We start from the raw sequence: 24,931 nt of genomic DNA, 5'->3' as shown, positions 1-24,931 counted from the left end.
TCATCAAAGAGCGGCGCGTTCCTTACAACATCTTCATTGCCAAACCGTAACACAATCGATATTTCGACCTCTGACTTGAAGGGGGTCAAATGTTTAAATCTTTAATGACAGCGTTCTTCTTAGTTTCTTCGTTGGCAATCTCTGCGCAAGCCCAAGAGGTGGAAGTTGCGGACAACGAAAACGTGATGGATGAACTTAATCCGTTTGATGCCAATATCGAAGAAACTCTTCAACAAATGGATCAAATCTATTTCGAAGAAACAGGCTCTTCTCCGTTTATTGAAAACCTGATCGGCCCGATGGGTCCTTCTTGTTATCGCAGTTCTTGCAAAGTGTGGGCGCAAGTTTCTAGATCACAACAAAAAATGTATTTGTATATCGATGGTGTTCACACGAATACGTGGGCAGTTTCTACAGGAACTCCAGGTCATGGAACTCCGAACTTTGATACTCATCCTAACGGACGTATCTATGACAAATACACTTCTACGAAATATCCGGGTGGGGATTACAACGGTCTTGGCAACATGCCTTACGCAGTATTTATTTCTGGTGGATTTGCGATTCATGGAACGGGCACTAGCAACTGGAAAAAGCTAGGTTCTAGAGCTTCTCATGGTTGCATTCGTGTTCATCCAGACAATGCTTTCAAGTTCAACCGTCTAGTGCGCGAACATGGCATCTACAAAACTTGGATCACGGTTCACGAATAGATATTTAAATTCTGATTTTGAAAATAAAAAAGGACCGATTTCTCGGTCCTTTTCTATTTTTGGGAGGGGCGATGGGCTTGGGCTACTATTAAGCAGCCAAGCTCTTCGATTTTTTTGGATCTTTTTTCGTTGCTGTCTTCTTGTCTTGGCTTCTCGCTTCTTTATCGAAAGCGACCGCGAACACCTCATCTAAGTTTTCAGCGAAGATGAAGTTGATCTTGTCTTTGAAGACCTTAGGGATATCAGCGATATCTTTCTTACAAGCCATCGGGATGATGATGTTTGTAATACCTAGGTTCAAAGCTGCCAAACACTTCTCACGGATACCACCGACTGGAAGTACGCGACCTTGTAGAGTCACTTCACCAGTCATCGCGATATCGTGACGAACTGGAGTTCCTGTCATCAAACTTACAAGCGCTGTTGTAAGAGTGATACCTGCAGAAGGACCGTCTTTAGGGATTGCACCCGCTGGCAAGTGAACATGCACATCGTACTTTTCAAAGAAGTCTTCAGGGATACCCAATTCTTCTTGGTGAGCACGAGCATATGACATTGCTGCGTGAGCTGACTCTTTCATCACGTCGCCAAGTTGGCCCGTCAATGCAAGATGTCCTTTACCTTTCATTTTCAAAGCTTCGATAGTAAGAACTTCACCACCGGCTTGTGTCCAAGCAAGACCTTGCACAACACCTACTTGAGAGTCGGCAAACTTGTCGTCACGTTGGAAGCGTGGAGGACCTAACAACTCTGGAACCACTGCTGGAGTGATTTCGACAAAGTTAGCTTCACCCATCACAACCATTTTAGCCACTTTACGGCAGACAGAACCGACTTCACGCTCGAGGTTACGAAGACCTGCTTCACGAGTGTAACCCGCGATCAAGTACTTGATACCTTCGTCAGTGAACTTGATGTTCTCTTCAGTGATACCGTTGGCTTCAATTTGTCTTCTGATCAAATGTTTCTTCGTGATCAAAAGTTTGTCGTTCTCTGTGTAACCAGGAATGTTCAAGATTTCCATACGATCGCGAAGAGCTGGTGGGATATTTTCCAACACGTTAGCTGTTGCGATGAACAACACATTTGAAAGGTCGAAATCGACGTTCAAGTAGTTGTCACGGAAAGTTGCATTTTGTTCTGGATCCAAAACCTCAAGCATTGCTGCTGATGGGTCACCACGGAAGTCCGAACCTAATTTATCAACTTCATCTAGAACGATAACTGGGTTGTTTGTCTTAGCTTGGCGAAGTGCTTGGATGATTTTACCAGGCATTGCACCAACATAAGTTCTTCTGTGACCGCGGATCTCTGCTTCGTCTTTCACGCCGCCAAGAGCGATACGGAAGTACTCACGACCCATCGCACGAGCGATAGATTTACCAAGAGACGTTTTACCTACGCCCGGAGGACCACCGAAGCAAAGGATTGGGCCTTTAAGGTTCGGCTTTAATTTTCTAACCGCCAAGAATTCCATGATACGGTCTTTAGCTTTTTCTAGTTCGTAGTGATCTTCGTCCAAAATTTCTTTGGCACGTTTAAGATCAATCACGTCGTCAGATTTTTTGCTCCAAGGAAGATCCGCCATCCAGTCTAGGTATGTGCGAACCATTGTAGCTTCAGAAGCATCTGGATGCATACGCTCCAAACGTCCAAGCTGTTTCAAAGCTTCAGCTTCTACTTGTGGAGGCATTCCCGCGTTCACAAGTTTTTCGCGAAGTTCGTCCATCTCTTCAGATTTAGAATCGCCTTCACCAAGCTCATTCTTTATAGCCTTCATTTGCTCGCGCAAGAAGTATTCGCGTTGAGACTTGGACATGTCTTCCTTGCCACCAGTGCGACCTTTTTGCTGAGTCTGCATGACTTCAAGTTCTTGAGCCAAGATCTCGTTAACAAGTTTAAGTCTTTCTGTAGCATCAGAAGTCTCAAGAACTTTTTGAGCGTCTTGAACTTTGATACCCAAGTTAGAAGCGATAAGGTCTGCGATACGACCTGGATCAGAAACATCATCCAACACCAATAAGATGTCTGGAGAAAGAGGGCGACCTAAAGCGATGATACGCTCGATATGCTCTTTCGCTGTTCTGATAAGGGCTTCATTTTCAACAACAGTTTTTTGTGTTGGGATTTCTTCGATTTTTTCTACAGCCACTTCGAAAGAAGGAGATGTTTTCGTGAAATTCTTAACACGACCCTTAGCTACACCTTGGATCAAGATTTTCACGCGACCGTCAGAAAGTTTTCTCATTCTCATGATCATCGCCACAGTACCTACTGTGTAGATGTTGTCAGGAGACGGATTCTCTTCGGAAATGTCTTTTTGGGAAGCTAAAAAGATCAAACGATTCTTCGCCAAAGCTTCTTCCACTGAGCGGATCGAGGCGTCGCGGCCTACGAACAACGGAATAATCATATACGGAAATACAACGATGTCTCTCACAGGTAACATAGGAAGTGTCTGTGGGATTTCTAGGACTTTATCGTCAAAACTCATACCGCTCCTCCGCGTAATGCGGGCATTTATGTTTCTAGTATGAAACTTCTCGGCATGAGACAGTGGGAGCTTGAATCAAAAAATAAAATTTGGACTGACATCCATGTCAGCGGACCTCGTCCAATGAGTGAATTCAGAAATTATTGGAATAGATTGGAATGGCTCTCTTGTTCTTCCATACATTCAATACAAAGAGCGGTGAACGGTCTGGCCTGAAGTCGACGTGCCCCGATGATTTCACCACAAGACTCGCACTGGCCGTACGTCCCGTCAGCGATTTTTGAAAGAGCTCTTTCAATCGCGTAAAGTGCGGTGCGATCTCTTTCATGAAGATGGATAGAGATATTATTAGAGATATCTTGAGAAGCCGCTTCAGCTTCATCCGCAACGTTTCCGATGCTGGATTGTTCGGCTTTAAACTCGTGCGTTTTATTAAGAATCGAGCTCTTTTGGAAAAGCAAAGATTCACGCAAATTTTGAAGTTCTTGTTCTGTAAGTTCGGTTACGTTCATCTCACCCCCCGATATGATGATCTGGCCGAATGTGGCTTCCTTATTACGGGGGTTTGAGATCATGTCATCAAAAAAGCGCTGCGTGACGTTTTAGTAAGCAGGCTCTTGGCGCGGCGCCTATCGAGCGAATTTACGACCTACTGCTTCTCGCATCTCGGCACCTTCGATACTGAGGCGTGTCCAAGGAATCGCAAGCAAGCGATCTGTCTCAATCATTTCTTCCGTTTCTTCGCAGACTCCGAAAGTGCCTTGTTCGATGCGAGCCAGGGCCATCTCGATCTCGACAAGTTGGTTTCTCATGCGCTCTTGAGTTACTAAAAAAGAATGCTCAGCCATATGAGCGACAGATTGATCGGCTTCGTCTCCGCCGCGCTCGGCGTGAACAAGTTCGCGTTGGGCTGTTCTGAATCTATTCAAAACATCCTGTTTCGCAATAAGAAGTTTCTTTCTACACTCCATCACTAAGTTTTCAGAAATACGACTTGTCATAACAACCCCCTTCTTTAGATTTTTGCGACTGCGTCGTCGCTGGTGTACCTATGACAGGCACACCCCAGGGGGAGGTTAAAAAATCGTCATTAATTTATTTTATGGAAGCTATTTAACTTCAGATTTAAAGGGAATTACTTCGCCTTTTTCGATAGTTAGGGCGGTGACAGGGCGCTCGATTTCACGCTCTGCATTCATGGAAAGAGGCCCTAAGGCGCCAGGGAAGCGGCTGAGCTGGCTTAGCTTTTGTGTGAGTTCCTCACGACTGTCGGCTCCGGCAACGATAAGTTGGCGCAAAATAAGGCCTGCATCGTAAGCCTGAACTTCGATCAAAGAAGGATCTTCATTATACAAAGCTTTGTATTCAGCAACGAAGCGCGACTTGTCTTGAGCTGTCGGAGTTAAGCTATCTACAAAAAGCAGATTGTTTGAAAAGTTCCCCGCACGGCGAGCGACGTCTTTTGTATTCCACAGATTTGTGCCCATCAATTTCACGTTTTTAACGTCATTATATGAAAGCATGGCAGAGATCTGACCCATGGCTTTTACGCTATCGGGAATGAAGATCGCATCAAAGTCGGTGATAGGAGGAAGAATATTTTCTAGATTCGACTGACGCACGGATCTTTTTTTATCACTGTGTTGAAGCTCTTTCAGGCGAAGATTGAACTCGTCTTGGCGTGCTTCGCCAAAGTAAGTTCCCACAAGCCTTTGCACGACCAGACGGAAATCCGTTTCTTTCGTCGAATAATTCTGAACCGCGGTGATTTGTCCCCCGCGAGCTAAAACTTCATCCCAGAAGATGTTTGCAAACTCAACACCGTAAGCATCATTAGGATAAAGAATTGCGAACTTCTTCATGCCTAAGTTATCCATTGCTGTGCGGACCAAAGCGCGTACTTGCATGCCACTTGTCAGAGAATTTCTAAATACTGTAGGGCCGATCTCAGTAAGACCAGATCTTTGCGAAAGAGCGACCGTAGGAACACCCAGCTCATCTGATTTCGCCGCCACCGCCGGAGCAGTTTTACTTAATAAGCTTCCAACAATGGCGATGACATTGTCTTCTTTAACTAGTCGCTCAACACCGCGGCGAGCAGAGTCGGGGTTGCCTTCACTGTCCATGACCGCAAGCTTAAATCCAGAGCCAGGAATATGAAGTCCTAGACCCATCTCCAGTCCGCGAAGCGCGCGTTGACCGACGGGAGCATTTCTTCCGCTTAAAGGAAGAACAACTCCGACCGTTTCTGTGTGCACGTTTTTAGAGGCGTCTAATTGCTGGATCATTTCTTGTGCGCGAATGGCTTGATCTGTACCGGGAACGAAATCTTCAACCGCGGCGAAGTATTTCTTTGCGGCGGAAGTGTCTTTTCTATCTAAAGCAAGTTCGCCCAAGCGATACATGGCGTGTGCGCGCAGAAATCCGAAGTCAGAACTATCTGCCACATCTTCAAGTTGATCTTCGTTTAACTTATTCTCGACAATATCAATGGCATGAAGACGATTGGCATCTTGTTCCGCCTTAGTGGGGGCTTGCACAGATTTATTTACAAGAACTTTTAAATACTCAAGCGCATCTTCTGTTTTTGGTTGCTCTGGTAAAGTCAAAGTCTCGCTTTGAATTTGCTCTGGAGGACGACCCGCCGTCATGCCTGCCATCGACTTAGGTTTTTTTGTCGTTGTCGTCACCGGAGTCGGTTTGTACGGAGGACGCTTTTTTGTTGCGACCGTCGTGCAAGAGGCTAAGAGGCAGGCGCTTAACAGAAGTGCGAATCGAGATGTCATTTTCTATTCCTCATAATTTGCGAGACTTTTTCTTGGAAGGCTTTTACTAGGGGCGAGGACTCGGTCGACTTCGCAAGCTCTTCAATAAGTTCTTTTTGTCGAGATGAGATATGATGAGGCGTATCCACGAGAACCTTCACCAACATATCTCCAGAACCAAATCCACCCAATTTTGGAAAGCCTTTGCCTTTAAGGCGGAAAGTCTGACCAGAGTGTGTTCCTGGCGGAATTCGAATCATTGCCTTACCTGTGAGTGTTGGAACTTCGATATTAGTTCCCAAGATCGCATCCGTATAAACGATCGGAAGGTCCAAGATCACATCGTTTTCGTTTCGTTTAAAAAGAGGATGCTCTTGAATATTGATAATGACGTAGAGATCACCGGCAGAAGCGCCAGCAGGGGAGTCTCCCTCTCCTGCGAGTTTAAGTCTTTGACCCTCTTTAACGCCGGCAGGGACGTTGACAGAAAGTTTTGCAGTCTCTTCCTTGCCGCCCTTTTGGCGAACAAAGCTGATTACTTTCTCTGCGCCTAAAGCAGAATCTTCAAAAGAAATATTTAAAGTGTAGCGAAGGTCGGTGCCTTTAGCTTGTTGACGACGTCCGCGAGTATTCGTACCACCGCGAGCGTTGCCAAAAATTTCCCCGAAGACATCACCAAAGATATCTTGAAACGGATCGCCACCAGTTTGTTGGCCGCCTTGGTTGCCAAAACCACCAAAGCCTCCGAATCCACCTGCACCTGCACCACCGCCAAATCCGCCGGGTCCAGCACCACCGAACCCTTGGGCTCCGGCGTGACCGAACTGATCGTACATTTCGCGTTTTTTCGTGTCGCTTAGAACATCATAGGCCTGACTGATCTCTTTGAATTTTTCTTCGGCTTTTTTATCGCCGGGATTTTTGTCAGGATGATATTGCATCGCAAGCTTGCGATAAGCTTTTTTGATCTCGTCTGCCGAAGCGGATCGAGAGACACCTAATGTGGAGTATAAGTCTTTTTTAGACAATCAACCCTCTTATTCTGGTTTCTTAGCAACCACCACTTGGCCTGTGCGAATCACTTTATCATGAAGCTTGTAAGGCTTTTTAAATACACGAACAACGTGACCTGGCGCCACTTGTTCTGTCGCCTCGCTGCTTAAGGCTTCATGAACATTAGGATCAAACGGAACACCCTGTGCAGGTATTTCTTGAACAGAATGACGTTGCAGCAAAGATTTTAGCTCCTGTGCGGTCATATCAACACCTTGACGGAATGTTGCAAAGTTTTCGGCCGTGACATTTGTTTGCAACGCACGCTCGAAATTATCCACCACCTCAAGTAAGTCGCGGATAAATCTTTCGCCGCCGTATTTCACAAGATCTGAGCGCTCTTTGATGGCATTACGTTTGTAATTCTCAAACTCCGCACGAAGGTAAAGGAAATCGTTTTTAAATTTTTCCGCTTGTTCTTGAAGTTTCTGAATTTCAGAAGAGCCGTTCGCGGCTGCAGTTTCTGGATTGGCAGAATTGGAATTTTGAGAGTTATTTTCTTCTGACATGACAGTTCCTTTCGCAATACTTAAGATTGTGTATTCGTTTGGGATTGTCAATGTCCGGTGCCCTAGCAGGCCCTTAAATATCCTCTGGCAGGAAGGTCAATTCTTGAAAAACTTTGTTGCTCAAAACTAAGCCATCACGAGTGAGCGACCAGTGCTCGTTGTCATACTGAACCCAGTTCTTTTTGATCAGGCCGTTTAAAAGAGTTTGTACTTTGCTTGAAATCTCTGGCGGGAATTTTTTAGAGAGCTTTTCCTGGCTGAGCCCGCGCATTAAACGCATTGAAGTATGACAAAAGTCTGTGAGAGCTTGATGCATTTCTAGAACTTCATGTTGTGCAGCAGGCAAATGCTTTGCGGGCGAATCAAACTCTTGTCCATCAAAAGCTAAAATTTGCTTTTGGTATTCGTTGATAGAATTGATGTTCCAATAGCGAGTGCCCCACGCGGATTCAAGACTGTAAGAATGCGCGCTGAGTCCTAAGCCCCAATAAGGTTCGTCCACCCAATAAAGCATATTGTGGCGCGATTCAAAACCGGGAAGAGCGAAGTTTGAAATTTCGTATTGCTTAAAACCTTTTGCCGTCAGTTCATCGGCGATGATGTCAAACATCTCTACTTGCTCATCATCCAAAGGGCGGCCCTTAGAAAGGGGATGACCATCTGGAACAGTCAGGCAGTAGGGGCTGATATGTTTTGCGCCTTGTTCAATGGCGATTTTCACATCGTTTTTCAAACCGGCGACAGTCTGTGACGGCAGCGCAAAAAGAATGTCGAAGCTGAAGTTCAAATTGTGCGCTCGCAAAAGGTCCAGGGTTTCCAATGTTTGTTTCGCAGAGTGTTCGCGATGCACCATTTTCAACAAACGATCATCAAAGGTTTGAGCACCAACACTGAATCGGTTCACCCCATGATCCAAATACATTTTTAGTTTGTCTTCGTTGATTGTTGCCGGATTGATCTCGATAGTGATTTCAGTATCGGGTCTAGTTGTAAATCCGTATCTACCCAGCTCTTTTATAATCGATACAATGAGAGGAGCAGGGATCAAGCTCGGCGTTCCTCCGCCAAAGTAAAGGGTGTCCAAACTTTGCGGGGTGTAATAGCGATGCTTCTGGCGAATTTCTTTAAACAGCAATTCGACGTACTGATCCGGAGGCAAAATCTTACTTTGCTCATAAGTCGCGAAGTCACAATAAGTGCAGCGCTGAATACAGTAAGGAATGTGAACGTAGACACCAAATGCCATGGGAGTTATCTAGAGTATGTCTAAAAAATTTCAACTAAAAAACGGTATGAAAGTCCTTTTCTTAGAGAGTCATAAGTCACCTGTCGTCTCAGTTCAAATGTGGGTGAAAACAGGCTCGGCCGATGAAAAAAAGGGTGAAGAGGGTCTTTCACATTTCATCGAGCACTTGGTCTTTAAAGGGACTCGCAAGTACAATGTCGGCGAAATTGCAGCCACAGTGGAAGGATCCGGCGGGGAGCTTAACGCCTACACTTCTTTTGACCAAACCGTCTTTTACGTGACTATTTCAAAACAATTTTCCGACGTCGCACTGGATGTAATTAGCGAAATGATGGGTTTTCCCACTTTCGACCCTAAAGAAATCGATAACGAACGTGAAGTCGTTATTGAAGAGATTAAACGCGGGCAAGACAGCCCGGGCCGTCGCGCCAGCCAGTTGTTATTCACAAACGTGTTTAAAAAACATCCTTATGGCCGCCCGGTGATTGGTTACGACAAAGTCGTTAACGGAGTGTCTCCTAAAAAAATTCTTCAGTACTACCACAGTCGCTATGTCCCTTCGAACATGTTCCTGGTCGTGGCCGGGGATTTTGAGTCGAAAGACATGAAGAAAAAAGTCGAAGAACTTTTTGGTGCGTTTGCGCCTTACAAACTAAAAAAAGTAGCGCGCACGAAAGAACCTGCGCAAAAAGCAATTCGCATTAAAGTTGAGCAAACTAAATTTGAGCAAACGACAGGTTATCTGACTTGGCGTATTCCCAGCGTAAAGCATAAAGACATTGCAGCCCTGGAAGTCTTGTCGGCGATTCTGGGACAAGGGGACTCCTGCCGCCTGATGCAAAGCCTGCGTATCCGCGAGCCGCTAACAAACTCAGTAGGTTCTTTTAGCTATTCCATGCAGGACGACGGACTTTTTGCGGTTTCATTTAATCTTGAAAAAGAGAACCTCGCGAAGGCGCTTACTAAAGTAACGCCAGAGCTTGTGAAATTGATCGAAGAACCGCCGACATCCGCAGAAATGCAAAAAGCCATTACGAATTTTGCAAGCCACGAAGTTTATTCGATGGAGACTGTGGATAACATTGCCAGAAAAGCCGGAAGTAATGAGTTCTATTACAACGACCATGACTACTACCGCAAATACATGAAAGAAGTTTATGCCCTAAAGCCTGAAGACATTCAGAAAGTGGCAAAAAAATACTTTAAGCCAGATAACTTCGGCCTTTCATTAATGACGAACATGGATAAAAAAGAAGCCGAGCAGATTTTGAAGTCCTTCGCGAAGGATCTAAAAAAAGCCCTTCAAGGCGCGAAGCTTTCTAAAGACACCATGAAGTTTAAGGCTAAGAAATTTAACATCAACGTCGGAGCGGTTAAGCACACGCCTGAAACTGAAAAAATCACTTTATCTTCAGGCGCGACTCTTTTGATTCGTGATCAAAAAGACACTCCTTATGTCGCAATGAAAGCGGCGTTTTTAGGGGGAACTCGAGTTGAGGAAGAAAATCAGACCGGATTAACAGAGCTCTTTTCTCGTAACTGGCTTTCAGGTTCAAAGAACTTTACGGAAGATGATATCAACTTAAAGGTGGATGAACTGGCGGCTGGCTTTGGTGCCTTCGGGGGCAGAAACTCGGCCGGTCTTTCGATGGATTATCTTTCTCCATTTGAAGATAAAATGCTTGAGATCTATGCCGACTCGCTTTTACATCCGCTTTTCCCGCAAGACATTCTTGAAAGGGAAAAAGTCGTTATCAAAAATCAGATCAAAGCCCGTAATGACAATCCGGCACAGCTGTGTGTTCTTAGTTTCCTTCAAGAAATTTTTAAAGGGCACCCGTACGCGCGTGACATGATTGGAACGGAAGCTTCCATCAACGCGATTAATTCAGAACATTTAATGGCCTATTACAAGAAAATTGCCCACGCAAAAAATCTGACTTTCTGTGTGGTGGGTGATGTGAATAAAGATAAATGGGTCAATAAGCTTGAAGAAATCACTAAGCTTTTACCGAAAGGCGAAAGAGTTGCTAATAAGTTTCCAATTGCCGAGCTTAAAGAAGGTAAGAAACTTTACCAACCTCTTAAGAAAGAACAAAGTCACATCATCGTAGGATATCGTGGTTTGACCTTGAAGGATCCGAATCGTTTCACGCTAGAAATTATTCAATCCATTTTGAGCGGCCAGGGTGGACGACTCTTTATCGAACTTCGTGATAAAAACTCTTTGGCTTATTCCGTGTCGCCTATGCACATGGAAGGTTTAGAGTGTGGATATTTCGGTGGATATATCGGTTGCTCTCCTGAAAAATCCGAAAAGGCCATTCAGATGTTGAAAGCGGAGTTTCAAAAACTTGCTGACACAAAAGTCAGCGAAGAGGAGTTGGGACGCGCCCAAAGATATTTGATCGGACGTCACGATATCGAATTGCAAAGAAAAAGCACTATCTGCAATGCCCTTTTATTCGATGATATCTATGGTCTTGATTATAAAGACACGTTGGATGTTGCCGATAAATATTTCGCCGTAACACCAGAAGACGTGCAAAAGCTTGCACAAAAGATTTTCTCTCAGCCTTCGGTTATCAGTCTTGTGGGACCTTCGGACGTTGAACTATAGTTCGCGTCTGAAGTCTTCGATGATTTGATCGTTCATGCGTTGAATATCTTTAAGGCCCGTGGGACCCACAGTTTCCGGGCTGAGCGCCAACGACTCGGATAGATTTCTTTCAAGAATTGAAAAGACTTTATAAGGAAGTTCCTTTCGATAGTTTTCACTGTCGATTTTATTCTTCACAATATTCCAAAGTTCCCAACGTGCCGGTAAAAATGAGTAATACACATCGGCCGCGAACTCCGTATAAAAAGGATGTTCTTTCTTCCACGTCTGTTCATTGCGGTGATGGCGACCATCGGTGAAGTCTCGCAGAATAATATCATTTGAACTAAATTCTTTATTCTTTTCTTCTTTTGATTTTAAAAGAGTAGCAATGCTTTTGGGGTCGCGTGTGTATGTCAGCGCAACGGAGTCCGCAAAGAGTTCGTGAAAGGCCGTGCGGATAATCCAATAGCGTTGAAAGGCTTTGAACTCTTTTTTTAAAGATTTTGATTCCAGCATCTTTTCGATGGCTTGCCACTGAAGCTGTTGCTTCTTCTTTTTGTCAAACGTGACGTCGGAACGATACACTAGATTTTTCGACTCACGAGCTGCCGCCTCGACTTGTGCTTCCAGATTAACGGCTTTGTTGCGAAGTGATTTATAGCTTTCTAGATCTTTAATAAGGTTGTGTTCAAAGATCGCGTGGGCGTATTCATGCGCCATGGTTGTTTGATTGACCTTGGGGTTCATCTTTCCCATAGAGTCGGGACGTACACCGATGTAAATAGAGAAATCACCGGCGTTGAAGTGCGAAAACTTAAAAGCCGTACCGACAGATACTTTTACCTGACCAGGAATTTCTAAGGGAGCGATTAAAGAATTTATTTCGGTGATCGTATTTGCGTATTCGGTAGCTGTTTTTGCGCTACGAACTGCAGGAAGGTCCACCTCCACCTTGCCATCTAAAGCGTATTGCGAAGAAAAAATGCTTGAGCATTTCTGCGCAAATGCAGGCTCGGCACAAAATGCGCCGATCGATGACAAAACTATAGCCAGAAGAAGGGGCTTCAAAGCGGGCTCCTTGCCTTTCAAAAATTCAAAAAGGCCTTTAGGACGATGAATTCAAGGGGTGTGCCGGAAATATGTTTCAGAATGAGACATCCTGAGACTTAGGCCTAGAATACAAAAAAACAATTAACCGTATCCCCCCTCAGTTTTGTTAAACTCTTAGGTATGAGGGAAAAGCGTTCGACCGACTCAGTAGAACTTTTTGTAAGTCCTGAGGGCTATTTCCAAGAAATGGTCCAAAAGGGTTTAAGCCAAAGAAAGATTCAAACCTTTCCTTTGGTGGAAAACTATCTTGTAAATCTTCTGCAGCATTACTTGGATGCTCGCAATCTTTTTGAAAGCGAATACGCCAACGAGGCGGGCCAGAAGAATCCCACCACACTGGCTGAAATGTATTTAACAGCGCAAAATTCTGATGCTGTAACCAAGACCGAATTACTTAGAAAACTAGGTGATCGCACTCTTTACATCAGCGGTTTTTTTGGAGACTCCCTTTCACGTAAAATAGTGGATGTGGATTACTATGCGGAAATCGGCGGAGCTGCTTACGCCTCGCTAGCTCACTGCACACGCGAAGATACTTTGGCTAAAGTTTATAATACGTTCTCTAGACAGTTTTTGGATTTCGTGGACGTACTCACATATATCAGCCACCACTCATTTATTAAGAGCGATGAAAGTATTCTTCGTCTCTATGACCGCTATATGCGAACGGGGTCGGAACTGGCGCGTGAAAAACTCGTCGAAATGGGTGTTTTGACTCTGCCGCAAGACCAAGTAAAGCTTGGCAAGCAAGGCTGATTCCACTATGCTGACGCCATGTTTGGCTTAGGCATGTCAGAACTCATTTTCCTTGGTGTATTGGCCCTGATCGTAATCGGGCCGAAAGAGCTTCCAGAGTTAGCTCGCACCCTGGGTCGTTTTATCAACGAGCTTAAACGCAGCACGAATATTTTGGGTGAAGACCTAAAACAGCAAGCGCGTTTTGATCGCATTGATTTCAACGAACCGCCTAAGAAACAATCTCAGCCACCTTCTTACGATCACCATCCCACTATCAGTGAAGAAGCTTCCGATCCTCAACAGATGGAACTTACTGAACAAAAAAACACCGAAGATAAAGAGCACAAACCCTCATGAGAAGCGAAGAATTAGATTCACGAGCGCAATCGTTGTATGAGCATTTGGCTGATTTGCGTAAGCGTCTGATCAATTGTGCTTTTATTTTGGTGATTGCAACGGGAATTTGTTACGGCTTCAGTGATCAGATTTTTAACTTCGTGCGCGCCCCGATTGCGCCGTATTTGCCAGGTGGCGGTCTGATCTACACGGGTCCGTTAGACAAGTTCATCGCGCATCTTAAGCTTGCCTTTGTTTGCGGTATCTTGATTTCATGCCCTTTCTGGCTTCATCAAGTTTGGCTTTTTGTAGCGCCCGGTCTTTATTCTAAAGAGCGCAAGTATACTTTAGGTTTTATCGTCTCTGGCACTGTCCTTTTTGTTTTGGGTGCCGCCTTTTCATACTACATCGCTTTGCCGATGGCGTTTGAGTTTCTGATGCACTTTGGTGGCGACGTCGATAAGCCGATGATTTCCATCGATCAATACATGGGTTTTTTCACGCAAATGTGTTTGATGTTCGGTGTGGCGTTTGAGTTGCCATTAGTCATCGTGGTGCTTGGCATGTTGGGAATTGTTTCCCAGTCTTTCCTCCGTAAGAACCGTCGTTATGCGGTAATGACTATCGCCGTGATCGCGGCCATTATCACACCTCCAGATCTATTAAGCATGGTGATGATGCTTACACCCATGTGGGTGCTTTTTGAAATCGCTGTGATTATCGTAGGCGTTTTTGAAAAGAAGCGAGAGTTCACTGAGAGAGTGAACGAGCGCGAATAGATTTTCAGGACCCGTCGTCCGTCAAATTGACAAGTGTTCCGCCATAAGGTCAGCTATTTCCAGGGGGATCCATGTCATTCTTGTTAAGTCTTATTTTATCTGTAGGAATAGCCCACGCTGCGGATCAGGCAAGCTGCCCTGACATCGCTGAACGCCGTGATGGAACAAAAATCCAACAAATGTTGTCAGGAAATGGAGAGTGTTTTTTCTCTGTCACGCCAGACGACGCCTGGAAAGACTTGATCTATCGCGACCATCTTTTCACTTCAGAAGGCATGTTCATGGTCTTTAACTCATTTGGGCCAGGTGACGAATCCCAAACAACGGGGGCTCGTGAGTTCTACCTTTTCCCAAGAAATACCGAAGCTTTTTCCTACGAATGGAAAGACGACACCCGTGAATTGATCGTCACCCACGTGACGGGTGACAAGTTCGTATTTGAATCCAAGAAAGCTCGTTTAAAAAGCATCACGCGCGCAAATGTTGTAGTGGCTGATTATGTCGAGCCCTCCAACCGCGGTGGCATTGAAATCACAAACTTCCAAGGGATTGTGTTGGATGGTGGATTTAAATTAGGTTCTCCTCCCACGTCGAATTCAAACGCAAATTCTGTTTTTAAAGATGTGAACAACACGTCATGTTCCGTGAAGAACTCAGAACTTTTTAAGTACACAAGCGATGGCGACATTTATCTTAAGTACAATGACAAAGCGATGCTGACGTTTATTCAAAAACGTTGTCCAAAGCTCAAACTCCCATAGATAAAAAGAAGGGCGCCTAGACCAGTTCTTTTGGCGCCCTATTCCTTACACTATCTCCCTTCGATATTCTAAAAGGGATGAAATCTATTTTTTCGATATTGCTGACATTCTGGTGCGTTTCTTCATTTGCTGGCGATAAGGTGGCCGTGCTTTTTGTCGGAGACTCCCATCCAGTATTAAAAGAACGAGAAGCATCCGCGATTAAGTTCTATGAAACCTACGGCTATAAAATCGTACGTCTTTCTCCCGGTGCGAAAACCAAAGCAGAGAAATCTAATTTTGAAAAAAGCTTAAAACAATTAAAGAACGTGGATTCACTTCACGTTGAATTTTTAGGCCACGGGATTGTAAAGGATGACAAGTATTACCTGGCTGTTTCAGACGGCATTAATACAGATTATAAAAAATCTATTGAAGTCCAAGATCTTAAAAATTCTCTCCAAGCTTTTCAAAAAAGCAACCCCCAAGCAGAAACTACGGTTTATGCACTGAACTGTTATAGTGGCAAGATACCTGAAGCTCTTTCCGATCTTCCTAAGACACAAGCCTTTGCTTCCACAAGATCGGACTTAAAAGCTTGGACCATGAAAGTGGCTGGAGACGAAGTCATGGCTCATGACTTTCCAGTATTTTTTCAGCGTGCGCTTGATCAAGGCAGCAGTTATGAAGAGGCGTTCTTAAAAGCTAGCGAAGACTATAAAAAAATTCAGATGGGACATCCGGCGCAATTTCCATTCACGAATCCGGCCGTATTCTCATTACCACGTAGTCAGGCCCAGGCGTTTGTCGAAAACCGGTGCCGTGACTCGAAAGAAAATTCATCACTAAAAATCAGCGAGAAGCGAGGGAAGATTGTTAAAAACCTTCTGTCGCAGAACACTTTGAATTTGAAATACCTCAGTGATTTAAAAAATAAAACAGGTTGCAGTAAAAAGGAAATGGTAGAGGCCGAAAAGAACGAACTTAAAAAGAACCGGTCCGCTTTTGAGGCCGCGGCCATTGAACAGCTGAAGGCCTTGATTCAAAACGGAAATATGGAAACCGACCTTCCACGCATGATTGAAAATCTTCAAGGGGAGATGGATTTTTATCGCGAAAGTGATGATGAAGCTTCGGAGTTACGTAAAGCAGAAATACGCAATCGCTTGGAAGAACTTTATGCGATTAACGATGAAGCGGGATTTGAAGAATATAAGAAAAGAAAAATTGAAGATTTAGCTAAAGACTTAAAGGCCTGTGATCAGAAACCGGTTCCGTCGGCATGTGCTCAAGGAAAAGCAGCCTACATGGAAACGGTATTTATGGATTGGTCGAAAACTTCACTAAATCCAAGACATGTCATAAATAAGTGTGCTCGTCCAATTCCCGCCTTAGCTAGCGCCGAACAAACATTTAAAGAGTCACAAAGAAGACAAGATTGCTTCAAGCAGCATGTAGGAAAAAACGCGGTTGATACTTATCTGGCGTTTACAAGCAATTCAAAACCCATTGCTAGCTATTGCGAGATGATTAAACCGCACGAAGATTTTTATTCTGAAGAAGCTCGATGTATAGAAAAGTTCGCAGCGGGGGCTTCCGAAAAATCCTGGGCGCGACTTGAAGAAATCGCGCAAATGGGATTTGAGAAAATAAATGAACAAAGCTCCAGTCGTGAAAAAAGTAAGTCGGGGGTACGATGAGGTCAATAATCTTTACTTCGATATTGCTATTTTCGGCTTCTGTTTTCGCTAAGAACACGAAGGTGGAAGGATATGTCTTTCAAGAAAATGGAAAGGTGTGGTTAAGTCAGGCCCCGACATCCACTGATCCCCGCTATCGTATTAACTGGCACGCAAAACAGCGCCAGGGGCAGATTTGCTATTACGAAGAAAACCAAGCGTGTCCAAAATATATCTTAGCTTGCGGCCAACAAAAGACGGTCAAACACGTGGTAGAGCTTTCTAGTTGTCGGATTGTTTCGCGAATTAAGCCCTAAATTTCCTGAGGAAAACACTTTAAGGTCCAGATTTGAAGGTATGGGAATGTAGAACCACAGTATTCCCATTATCCTAATTAAGTTCGTATTTCAAAAAATTTACTGGAACTATCGGGAGGAACAATGTTTAAAACAGTTCTTGGCTTGGTCATGTTAGCAGGTTCTGCGCATGCAACAACAATGGGTTATTTTGGCGATAAGTGTGTCATGGCTGCTAATGGTGCTGTCCAAGATTTTACTTATGGAATGGATGCCGACGGCTCATCACTCTATTTCGATGCGAATGGCGCTACTCAGGTTTTGCGCCCGGAAAACATCGTGTCTCGTAACAACAAAGATGGCGTAGAGACCATCGTGTATAAAACGAAACAAATGAAAATGGGCACTGGCATGGGAAAGCCAGAGTTTGAAACTGTTCAGCGCGTAATTCACGTAAAAAGACAGGACGGAAAAATCGTTTCTGTGAATAAAGAATTCGACATCACTGAACAAAAGAAATACCGCGAAGAAGCTAAGAAGAACGGCTGGAACTTGCCAATCACAAAAGCCACCGAGACTACTTTTGAGCGCAACGGTTCTGAATGCGATATCAAGCAAAGTCTGATGTATCAAATGCCTGACGATAAAAAAGTGGAAGCGAAAGTTACTTACGATAAAGACTTCTGCGCAAAAATCGAACCGATGATGAAACAAATCGGCAGCCAGAACGCAAGCCAATGCGTGGGTTTGATCGCTTCCGCACAGATGGCCTTTGATCAAAGAAAAAAGGAACTAGCTAAAGAAGGAAAATCTTTTGCCACCTTTGAATGGGCGGGAAAACCAAAACAAGAAATCGGCGGCAACATGGACGTCTCAGGTTTCATCACAGCCTGCGCAATGGGCGGTCAAATGTATCCAGGAATGGGCGTTTACGGTGGTGGCATGGGTATGATGATCGGCGGTGGCGGTACAGGTGCTATGATGGGTGCTACCGGCGGTATGAATGCTGGCGGAATGATGGGGAACCCCGCAAGCCCCGCACCGAAAGAGAAAAAATCCAGCGGTACGAAATAAGCGCTAACGAATATAGAAATAAAAAAGGGGCTTCATTAGCCGCGGCGGTTATGTGTGCTGCGGTTACAGCGGGAATAACTGCGATCTTGTTGAAAATTACGATCCAAAAAGATGCTTTGGATAAGCTAGCTGACGAGCAAGGCAAGTAATGATGAAATCTATTTATCATAGAAAACAGACTACAGTAGGAGTTATTCTTATTTCTCTGATCCTTTTCTTTAGTGCTTTGCCAGAAGAAAATTTAACATACAAGGCAATTTACATCTGCTTGGGAGTGGTACTTTTAACATTTTCTTTATGTGCAGTTAGAATTCCTGCAGTTAAAATTGAAGATTTGCATATATATGTACGCCACTTTTTTAGTCTTAACTTCAAGGCGATTAAGAAGACTAGTTTTTCTTCTTATAAAAAGATCGGCAAATCAAGATTGTTTCTCTATCGAAACGATGGTCTTCCAATGTTAAAGCTGGGTTTTTTAAATGAATCTGACCTCAATTACATTTTACAGTCGCTCAACTTAAAGCCACATGAAGTTGAAGATGGAAAGCCTTAATAGAGCAACGGTAGGATATTTGCGCACATGCTCTCCCTACTGCTGGCGCATCGGCACAAAGGGATTGTTGGTTAATGGTCAGAACCAAAACTCAGATTCACCAGTTGAAGTTAATAGACCTAATTCTCTGCTCAGAAATACAATCAAATTCTAACAAAAAAGGGGCTTCATCAGCCCCTTTTTCTTTAAGCCCTAAGGCTCTTCAAACTTAATCAACACAGCCCCGGATTCAACCGAGTCGCCTTGCTTAACTTTGATTTCTTTGATCTTCACGTCGCGAGTGGCGCGCATTTCGTTTTCCATTTTCATCGCTTCCATAATTAGAAGCGGCTTATTGGCTTTAACGATTTCGCCTTCTTTTGCAAAGATCTCGATGATCTTACCAGGCATGCCGGATTTCAGCTCTTGGTCGGCGCCGAAGTTGCCGCCCTTTTTCAAAGATTCATGCAGAAGCATTTCATCATTGAACACCTTGATTGTACGGAATGAGTTACGAGTAAACACAGTGTATTCAGTGTCTTGCCCGATCACGTCAATCAAGTAAGATTTCCCTTCAAAAAGGAAGCTGATGTATTGCTCGGCCTCTTTAAAGTCACGTTTAGAAATGTCGTAGTGAAGCCAGTTTTTACCTTCTTCTTGTAAAGAAACTTTCCAAGTAGAGCGCTGTTCAGTCACGTCGACTTTATATTTTTTGCCGTTAAGTTCTGCTTCAAAATACATGTTACGTCCTTAATTGAAGTTTACGACCGACGCGTTTCCAGTTTGAAGTCAGGTTCAACTGACGAACATCTTTGGATTTACGGTCATTGTAAGCAGTGATAGCCGCTGCAATCAAAAACACCGGATCTTCAACTTCTTTAAAGAGCTGTGGTTCGATCACTTCAAAGTTCTTTTCAATAAACTGAGTCGTATAAGATCCATCGCGGAATTTCGGATGATCCAAGATCGTTTTATGAAGAACGATGTTGGTTTTAATTCCGGTTAGAACAAACTCTGACAACGCACGCTGCATTCTATCGATAGCTTCGTCACGCTTATCACCCCAAGTGATGACTTTCGCGATCATTGGGTCATAGAAGATAGGAACTTCGTAACCAGGATATGCGTAAGAATCCACGCGCATGAACGGACCTTGCGGATGGCGACAAGCGCGAATCACACCAGGGTGAGGTTTATACGTGATAGGATCTTCAGCACAGATACGCGCTTCGATCGCATGACCTTTTTGTTTGATATCTTCCTGTTTGAAAGAAAGAGGTCTGCCGGCCGCTACATTGATTTGTTCTTTTACTAAGTCAAAACCAGTCACGATTTCAGTGATCGGGTGTTCTACTTGAAGACGAGTGTTCATCTCCATGAAGTAGAATTCCTTTGTCGTGTTATCGAAAATGAATTCGATAGTACCCGCACCCACGTAATTGATCTGCTTAGCTGCGCGAACAGCCGCATCACCCATGCGCAAACGAACATCGTTCGGCACTGAAGGGGATGGACATTCTTCAATGATCTTTTGGTGACGACGTTGAACCGAGCACTCACGCTCAAACAAGTGAACGTGGTTGCCGTGTTGATCGCCGAACACTTGAATCTCGATGTGTTTTGGATCGTTGATGAATTTTTCGATGTACACGGTAGGATCTGCGAAATAGTTCTGACCTTCAGAGCGGCACGCACGGAACGCACTTTCAAGTTCATCCATCTTACGAACAACACGCATCCCTTTACCACCACCACCGGCAGAGGCTTTGATGATGACAGGTAGACCGATTTTTTCAGCAATAGCTTGCGCCTGCTCGACCGTCTCAACACCGCCGTCACTGCCTGGAACCGTCGGAACACCGGCTTTTTTCATCAAGGCTTTTGCTGAAAGCTTATCACCCATGGATTCAATATTAGAAACCGTAGGGCCGATGAATGTAATGCCCGCTTCTTCCAAAGCTTTGGCAAAAACAGTGTTTTCAGAAAGAAAACCGTAACCCGGGTGAATCGCATCCACGCCAGCTTGTTTTGCCACTTCGATGATTTTTTTGTAGTTCAAATAGCTTTCTTTCGAAGGAGAAGGCCCAATGTGATAAGCCTCATCCGCCAAGAAAACGTGAAGACTGTCACGATCCGCATCAGAGAAAACCGCAACAGATCCGATACCCAACTCACGACAAGCGCGAGTGATACGGATAGCGATTTCTCCACGGTTCGCAATCAGAATTTTTTTAAATAATGCCATATAAAGCTTTCCTTCACTCTCTCATTAAAGAGGAATATTTCCGTGCTTTTTAGCCGGCATAATGTCGCGTTTATGTTTCAACATCTCGAGTGAATCAATGATGCGTTTACGAGTCATAGCTGGCTCGATCACTTCATCTGTGTATCCAAGTTCTGCAGAAACATATGGATTGCTGAACTTCGCTTCGTACTCTGCTGTGAGGCGAGCTTTTTCTGCGACAGGATCTTTAGCTTTCGAGATCTCTTCGCGGCTGATGATGCTAACGGCACCTTCAGCACCCATCACCGCGATTTCCGCAGATGGGTAAGCAAGATTCACGTCAGAACGAAGAAGTTTAGAGCCCATGACGATGTAAGCACCACCGTAAGCTTTACGAGTGATGATCGTGATCTTAGGCACAGTCGCTTCGGCATAAGCGTAAAGAAGTTTTGCACCGTGAGTGATGATACCGTTCCACTCTTGGTCTTTACCCGGCAAGAAGCCCGGAACGTCGACGAAAGAAACGATAGGAATGTTGAAAGCATCACAGAAACGGATGAAACGAGCCGCTTTACGAGAAGCTTCGATATTCAAGCAACCTGCAAGTACGTTCGGCTGATTTGCGACGATACCTACAGGGCGTCCGTTGAAGCGTGCAAAACCCACGATCACGTTTTGCGCGAAGTGCTTATGAACCTCAAGGAAGTAACCTTCATCCACACACTCAGTGATAACACCCAACATGTCATAAGGTTTTTTTGGATTTTCTGGAATCAATGTATTCAAAGATTCAGTCACGCGGTCCGGACGATCATTCGTCGGAAGAACGGGAGCATCATCCAAATTATTTGAAGGAAGGAAGTTCATCAATTCACGAATCAACAACAAGCAGTGCTTGTCATCTTCGGCTGCGAAGTGAGCCACACCTGATTTCGCAGAGTGAGTCGTTGCGCCACCCAAGTCTTCTTTCGTCACTTCTTCGTGAGTCACAGTCTTAATAACGTCAGGGCCTGTCACAAACATATAGCTTGTGTTTTTAACCATGAAGACAAAATCAGTGATGGAAGGGGAGTAAACGGCACCACCCGCACAAGGGCCCATGATCGCCGTGATTTGCGGGATCAATCCAGAAGCCATTGTATTGCGAGTGAAGATGTCCGCGTAACCACCCAAGGATTCAATACCTTCTTGGATACGAGCTCCGCCGGAGTCGTTGATAGAGATAAAAGGCGCACCATTTTTCATCGCCAAATCCATCACTTTACAGATTTTATTAGCTTGAGTGCGCGACATAGATCCACCGATGACAGTGAAATCTTGAGAAGAGACATAAACGAGTTTGCCGTTGATACGACCGTAACCAGTGATAACACCGTCACCAGGAACAACAGTTTTATCCATACCGAAATTAGTACAACGGTGAGTAACAAAACGGTCCATCTCGACAAAGCTGCCTGGATCGACAAGAACATCAATTCTTTCGCGGGCAGTAAGACGTCCACCTTGTTTGTGTTTCGCAATACGTGCAGCGCCACCACCGGCCATTGCAGCTTCATTACGTTTTTCAAGATCGTTGAGGCGAGCTTGAATGCCAGATGAAATTTCTGTGCTCATATGATTCCTTTTTATGAAGGGGAAGACCCTTAAAAAACAAGGGACCAATCTATCATGAGGTTGTTAGGAATCACCTTAAAATTAGAGACGCGCCGCCTACTATTTATGCGACGCGCGATTGAGGCTATGTTATTGAATTTATGGAACTAACTGCTTTAAGACTTCAAACGCCTTTTCTACGTTAATGCGTCCTTGAGTTTTTACTTTAAATTCGTGTCCTGGAACGACATCGACGGACTGCAAAATCGACTGCTTAATTTGCGCTGCCGAAGCGGTCGGGCGAGCACTCCACAAAAGCGCTGCCGCACCAGAAACCATCGGAGCTGCCATGCTTGTGCCGTCCATATAAGCTGTCGAGTTACCAGGAACCGTACTTAGAATTCTTTCTCCCGGAGCCGCGACGTGAACAAGATTGAATCCACTGTTTGACCAAGAGGTCATGAAATCAGACACCGAAGAAGCAGCGACTGTGATTTGATTTGCTAAACCAAATGAAGCGGGGAACTCAGGGTAAACATCGACATCACGTCCATCATTACCAGCGGCAACAATAACTAAGATGCCTTTTCCTTGAAGTTCAACGAAGGCATTTCTTAGAGAAGCCACACACGGAGCTCCACCCCAGCTTGCGTTAATAATTTTAGCTCCACGCGAAGCCGAGTATTGCAAAGCCAGAACCGCATCACCTAACGAACCACCACCATCATTGGCAATAAATTGCGCAGGAATCAGTTGCGATCGAGGAGCGACACCTTGGACAGAACCATAGCGTTCGTCCGCAGCGATAATACCTGCCACATGAGTTCCATGCGAGCTGGGTGTTGGATTGTTATTTGGAATAGAGACAAATGAAGCTCCATAATAGTCATCAACAATGCCGTTACCGTCATCGTCTTTGCCATTATTGGGAATCTCTGCCGTGTTCACAGCAATACGCGGTTTGATTTGCGGATGGCTTGTGTCGACGAACGCATCAACAACGGCGATTTTAACATTCTGTCCTTGAATGCCTTGAGCCCACAAAGAAGGCGCACCTATCTTTGTCTGCCCCCAACTATCGGAATAGGCATTGGCTTGAATTTCATCAGTTTTAGATGTTTGAATTTGACGGTCGAACTCCACATAGCGGATCTTCTCTAGCTGTGGCTCGATAAAATTTTTCGTAAATTCGTCAGCGTTTGCGGCCTGTTCCACCGTAAATTTTCCATCTTCCCATTGGACGATGAATTTATTCTGGATTGCTTGGCCCGTGCATGCGCTCGAGTCCATCGCTCCATTTTCCGGAAATACGGTGCTAGGCGATTTGTTGCCACAAGATGCTAATACGAAGATGCAGACAACCGCCGAGAGAATTTTTTGAACATCCATGTTCACTCCCTGTGCGGGCCATCCTGGTCCCTATTAGTGAGACGCAATCGGTTGGCCCAATCGGTTAGCTCTTCGGTAATTATATGTCTTAATTTGAGGCTAGAACGGTTTAAACTGGACCTGGACCCAAGGATCTAAAGGTAAGCCTAGTGCTGAAAAATTACGGCTCCACAGTCACTAAATAATGACATTAAGAAGCCTCATGTTTTGTAGGGAAATAAGACCTGATTTAGATCTGTCCGATAAATTCTTTTAGGAAAGATAAAAACTGAATTTCGACACGTTTTGCGGTCTCAGTCACTTCATCGTGCGAAAGTTTTTGCGATGAAATTCCCGCCGCCAAATTCGTGATACAGCTTAAAGCCGCCACGCGAAGACCCAAGTGGTTTGCTGCAATTGTTTCTGGAACCGTACTCATACCGACAGCTTTGCCGCCAATAAGTTTCAAGTAACGGACTTCAGAAGGCGTTTCATAAGTAGGGCCACTCACGCCACAGTAAACACCTTTGTGAAAGCGTGTGCCTTGCTTTAACAAAACTTGCTCCATGATAGAGATCAAACGCTTGTCATAAGCTTCTGTCATATCAGGGAAACGAGGACCCAGTTCTTTAATGTTCGGGCCCATCAAGGGATTCGTACCCATCAAGTTGATGTGATCTTCAATAATCATGAAGTCACCAGCTTGCATGTTTTCGCCAAAACCACCGGCAGAGTTTGTCAGGATCAAAGTTTCAATACCCAACATCGCTAATGTACGAGTAGGGAACACAACACTTTCCATGCTGTGTCCTTCGTAATAATGATTGCGACCTTGAAGAATCACAATCTGTTGACCGTTCACTTTACCGAAAATCAAATTTCCAGAGTGGCCTTCAACTGTCGGGGGAGAAAAGTGCGGGATGTCTTTGTAAGGAAGTGTGATTTCAACTTCCACATCCTTCACGAAAGCACCAAGACCGGAACCTAAAACAACACCGATCTTCGGTTTAGCCGAAGTTTTAGTACGGATATAGGTGATGGTTTCTTGAAGCTTATTTAATACCAAAATTTTCTCCTCTG

The 24,931-nt window shown here is 44.6% G+C and carries 22 protein-coding genes; 9 read left to right on the top strand and 13 right to left on the bottom strand.

The features are described 5' to 3' along the window. Positions 1–89 precede the first annotated feature (89 nt). Positions 90–713, top strand: a complete 624-nt coding sequence (locus AZI85_RS02595) for a L,D-transpeptidase (protein ID WP_253720802.1) — start codon at positions 90–92, stop codon at positions 711–713. An 88-nt stretch (positions 714–801) separates the two neighbouring features. Here AZI85_RS02595 and lon read toward each other — a convergent pair whose 3' ends face one another. The 7 genes from lon to hemW form a co-directional block, all read right to left on the bottom strand. Continuing rightward, complete coding sequence (lon, locus tag AZI85_RS02590; protein WP_063242587.1) at positions 802–3,207, bottom strand: endopeptidase La; 2,406 nt, start codon at positions 3,205–3,207, stop codon at positions 802–804. Positions 3,208–3,347: 140 nt separating this feature from the next. Then, the gene (locus AZI85_RS02585; RefSeq protein WP_063205704.1) at positions 3,348–3,719 is read right to left on the bottom strand and encodes a TraR/DksA family transcriptional regulator; all 372 of its coding nucleotides are present in this window, start codon (positions 3,717–3,719) and stop codon (positions 3,348–3,350) included. A 117-nt stretch (positions 3,720–3,836) separates the two neighbouring features. Beyond that, positions 3,837–4,208 carry a TraR/DksA family transcriptional regulator gene (locus AZI85_RS02580; RefSeq protein WP_063242586.1) on the bottom strand — a complete coding sequence of 124 codons (372 nt, stop codon included), beginning with the start codon at positions 4,206–4,208 and terminating at the stop codon, positions 3,837–3,839. 108 nt (positions 4,209–4,316) lie between these two features. Further along, positions 4,317–5,993: a penicillin-binding protein activator gene (locus AZI85_RS02575; protein WP_063242585.1), complete on the bottom strand. Its 1,677-nt coding sequence runs from the start codon at positions 5,991–5,993 to the stop codon at positions 4,317–4,319. Further along, the gene (locus AZI85_RS02570) at positions 5,990–7,000 is read right to left on the bottom strand and encodes a DnaJ C-terminal domain-containing protein (RefSeq protein ID WP_063242584.1); all 1,011 of its coding nucleotides are present in this window, start codon (positions 6,998–7,000) and stop codon (positions 5,990–5,992) included. The genes AZI85_RS02575 and AZI85_RS02570 overlap by 4 nt, the downstream gene beginning before the upstream one ends. 9 nt (positions 7,001–7,009) lie before the next feature. Next, a complete protein-coding gene (grpE, locus tag AZI85_RS02565; protein ID WP_063242583.1) occupies positions 7,010–7,534 on the bottom strand; it encodes a nucleotide exchange factor GrpE in 525 nt (174 codons plus the stop codon). A gap of 73 nt (positions 7,535–7,607) precedes the next feature. Next, entirely contained in the window at positions 7,608–8,780 is a 1,173-nt protein-coding gene (gene hemW / locus AZI85_RS02560; protein WP_063242582.1) for a radical SAM family heme chaperone HemW, read from the bottom strand. Positions 8,781–8,796: 16 nt separating this feature from the next. Between hemW and AZI85_RS02555 the strand changes: the two genes are divergently transcribed. Further along, entirely contained in the window at positions 8,797–11,400 is a 2,604-nt protein-coding gene (locus AZI85_RS02555) for a M16 family metallopeptidase (protein ID WP_063242581.1), read from the top strand. Here the strand turns inward: AZI85_RS02555 and AZI85_RS02550 are convergent. Then, entirely contained in the window at positions 11,395–12,450 is a 1,056-nt protein-coding gene (locus AZI85_RS02550; protein WP_155723893.1) for a hypothetical protein, read from the bottom strand. The two genes, AZI85_RS02555 and AZI85_RS02550, sit on opposite strands and share 6 nt — an antisense overlap. Positions 12,451–12,678: 228 nt before the next feature. Here AZI85_RS02550 and AZI85_RS02545 point away from each other — a divergent pair, with 228 nt between their 5' ends. The 7 genes from AZI85_RS02545 (at position 12,679) to AZI85_RS02510 (ending at position 18,687) form a co-directional block, all read left to right on the top strand. Then, positions 12,679–13,248, top strand: coding sequence for a hypothetical protein (locus tag AZI85_RS02545; RefSeq protein ID WP_253720801.1), 570 nt, complete (start codon positions 12,679–12,681; stop codon positions 13,246–13,248). Positions 13,249–13,281: 33 nt separating this feature from the next. Then, on the top strand, positions 13,282–13,587 hold the full coding sequence (locus AZI85_RS02540; RefSeq protein WP_081110890.1) for a Sec-independent protein translocase subunit TatA/TatB: 306 nt from the start codon (positions 13,282–13,284) through the stop codon (positions 13,585–13,587). Beyond that, positions 13,584–14,345, top strand: coding sequence for a twin-arginine translocase subunit TatC (gene tatC, locus AZI85_RS02535; RefSeq protein WP_063242577.1), 762 nt, complete (start codon positions 13,584–13,586; stop codon positions 14,343–14,345). Before AZI85_RS02540 ends, tatC begins: the two co-directional genes overlap by 4 nt. Positions 14,346–14,416: 71 nt before the next feature. Beyond that, positions 14,417–15,106: a hypothetical protein gene (locus AZI85_RS02530; RefSeq protein WP_063242576.1), complete on the top strand. Its 690-nt coding sequence runs from the start codon at positions 14,417–14,419 to the stop codon at positions 15,104–15,106. A 77-nt stretch (positions 15,107–15,183) separates the two neighbouring features. Next, positions 15,184–16,785 carry a hypothetical protein gene (locus AZI85_RS02525; RefSeq protein WP_063242575.1) on the top strand — a complete coding sequence of 534 codons (1,602 nt, stop codon included), beginning with the start codon at positions 15,184–15,186 and terminating at the stop codon, positions 16,783–16,785. A gap of 419 nt (positions 16,786–17,204) precedes the next feature. After that, positions 17,205–18,134 (top strand): hypothetical protein, encoded by a 930-nt coding sequence (locus AZI85_RS02515; RefSeq protein ID WP_063242573.1) that lies wholly within the window; start codon positions 17,205–17,207, stop codon positions 18,132–18,134. A 148-nt stretch (positions 18,135–18,282) separates the two neighbouring features. After that, complete coding sequence (locus tag AZI85_RS02510) at positions 18,283–18,687, top strand: hypothetical protein (protein WP_063242572.1); 405 nt, start codon at positions 18,283–18,285, stop codon at positions 18,685–18,687. Between the two features lie 192 nt (positions 18,688–18,879). Here the strand turns inward: AZI85_RS02510 and AZI85_RS02505 are convergent, their stop codons facing one another. From AZI85_RS02505 to AZI85_RS02485, 5 genes are all read right to left on the bottom strand, one after another. Continuing rightward, a complete protein-coding gene (locus AZI85_RS02505; RefSeq protein WP_063205676.1) occupies positions 18,880–19,407 on the bottom strand; it encodes an acetyl-CoA carboxylase biotin carboxyl carrier protein subunit in 528 nt (175 codons plus the stop codon). A 1-nt stretch (position 19,408) separates the two neighbouring features. Continuing rightward, positions 19,409–20,911 carry an acetyl-CoA carboxylase biotin carboxylase subunit gene (gene accC / locus AZI85_RS02500; RefSeq protein WP_063242571.1) on the bottom strand — a complete coding sequence of 501 codons (1,503 nt, stop codon included), beginning with the start codon at positions 20,909–20,911 and terminating at the stop codon, positions 19,409–19,411. Between the two features lie 24 nt (positions 20,912–20,935). Beyond that, on the bottom strand, positions 20,936–22,504 hold the full coding sequence (locus AZI85_RS02495; RefSeq protein WP_063205673.1) for an acyl-CoA carboxylase subunit beta: 1,569 nt from the start codon (positions 22,502–22,504) through the stop codon (positions 20,936–20,938). Between the two features lie 138 nt (positions 22,505–22,642). After that, the gene (locus AZI85_RS02490; RefSeq protein WP_063242570.1) at positions 22,643–23,872 is read right to left on the bottom strand and encodes a S8 family peptidase; all 1,230 of its coding nucleotides are present in this window, start codon (positions 23,870–23,872) and stop codon (positions 22,643–22,645) included. 229 nt (positions 23,873–24,101) lie between these two features. Further along, complete coding sequence (locus tag AZI85_RS02485; RefSeq protein WP_063205669.1) at positions 24,102–24,917, bottom strand: purine-nucleoside phosphorylase; 816 nt, start codon at positions 24,915–24,917, stop codon at positions 24,102–24,104. Positions 24,918–24,931 lie beyond the last annotated feature (14 nt).

It is taken from the genome of Bdellovibrio bacteriovorus (assembly GCF_001592755.1).
Classification (GTDB): Bacteria; Bdellovibrionota; Bdellovibrionia; order Bdellovibrionales; family Bdellovibrionaceae; genus Bdellovibrio; species Bdellovibrio bacteriovorus_E.
This window is presented reverse-complemented; position numbering and strand designations above follow the sequence as displayed.

Coding starts and splice junctions, on each gene's coding strand:
- tatC (WP_063242577.1), top strand. CDS start 13,584: ATGAGAAGCGAAGAATTAGATTCACGAGCGCAATCGTTGTATGAGCAT.
- AZI85_RS02575 (WP_063242585.1), bottom strand. CDS start 5,993: ATGACATCTCGATTCGCACTTCTGTTAAGCGCCTGCCTCTTAGCCTCT.
- AZI85_RS02505 (WP_063205676.1), bottom strand. CDS start 19,407: ATGTATTTTGAAGCAGAACTTAACGGCAAAAAATATAAAGTCGACGTG.
- hemW (WP_063242582.1), bottom strand. CDS start 8,780: ATGGCATTTGGTGTCTACGTTCACATTCCTTACTGTATTCAGCGCTGC.
- AZI85_RS02515 (WP_063242573.1), top strand. CDS start 17,205: ATGTTTAAAACAGTTCTTGGCTTGGTCATGTTAGCAGGTTCTGCGCAT.
- AZI85_RS02525 (WP_063242575.1), top strand. CDS start 15,184: ATGAAATCTATTTTTTCGATATTGCTGACATTCTGGTGCGTTTCTTCA.
- AZI85_RS02555 (WP_063242581.1), top strand. CDS start 8,797: ATGTCTAAAAAATTTCAACTAAAAAACGGTATGAAAGTCCTTTTCTTA.
- AZI85_RS02545 (WP_253720801.1), top strand. CDS start 12,679: ATGGTCCAAAAGGGTTTAAGCCAAAGAAAGATTCAAACCTTTCCTTTG.
- AZI85_RS02510 (WP_063242572.1), top strand. CDS start 18,283: ATGATGAAATCTATTTATCATAGAAAACAGACTACAGTAGGAGTTATT.
- AZI85_RS02595 (WP_253720802.1), top strand. CDS start 90: ATGTTTAAATCTTTAATGACAGCGTTCTTCTTAGTTTCTTCGTTGGCA.
- lon (WP_063242587.1), bottom strand. CDS start 3,207: ATGAGTTTTGACGATAAAGTCCTAGAAATCCCACAGACACTTCCTATG.
- AZI85_RS02490 (WP_063242570.1), bottom strand. CDS start 23,872: ATGGATGTTCAAAAAATTCTCTCGGCGGTTGTCTGCATCTTCGTATTA.
- grpE (WP_063242583.1), bottom strand. CDS start 7,534: ATGTCAGAAGAAAATAACTCTCAAAATTCCAATTCTGCCAATCCAGAA.
- accC (WP_063242571.1), bottom strand. CDS start 20,911: ATGGCATTATTTAAAAAAATTCTGATTGCGAACCGTGGAGAAATCGCT.
- AZI85_RS02580 (WP_063242586.1), bottom strand. CDS start 4,208: ATGACAAGTCGTATTTCTGAAAACTTAGTGATGGAGTGTAGAAAGAAA.
- AZI85_RS02530 (WP_063242576.1), top strand. CDS start 14,417: ATGTCATTCTTGTTAAGTCTTATTTTATCTGTAGGAATAGCCCACGCT.
- AZI85_RS02585 (WP_063205704.1), bottom strand. CDS start 3,719: ATGAACGTAACCGAACTTACAGAACAAGAACTTCAAAATTTGCGTGAA.
- AZI85_RS02495 (WP_063205673.1), bottom strand. CDS start 22,504: ATGAGCACAGAAATTTCATCTGGCATTCAAGCTCGCCTCAACGATCTT.
- AZI85_RS02540 (WP_081110890.1), top strand. CDS start 13,282: ATGTCAGAACTCATTTTCCTTGGTGTATTGGCCCTGATCGTAATCGGG.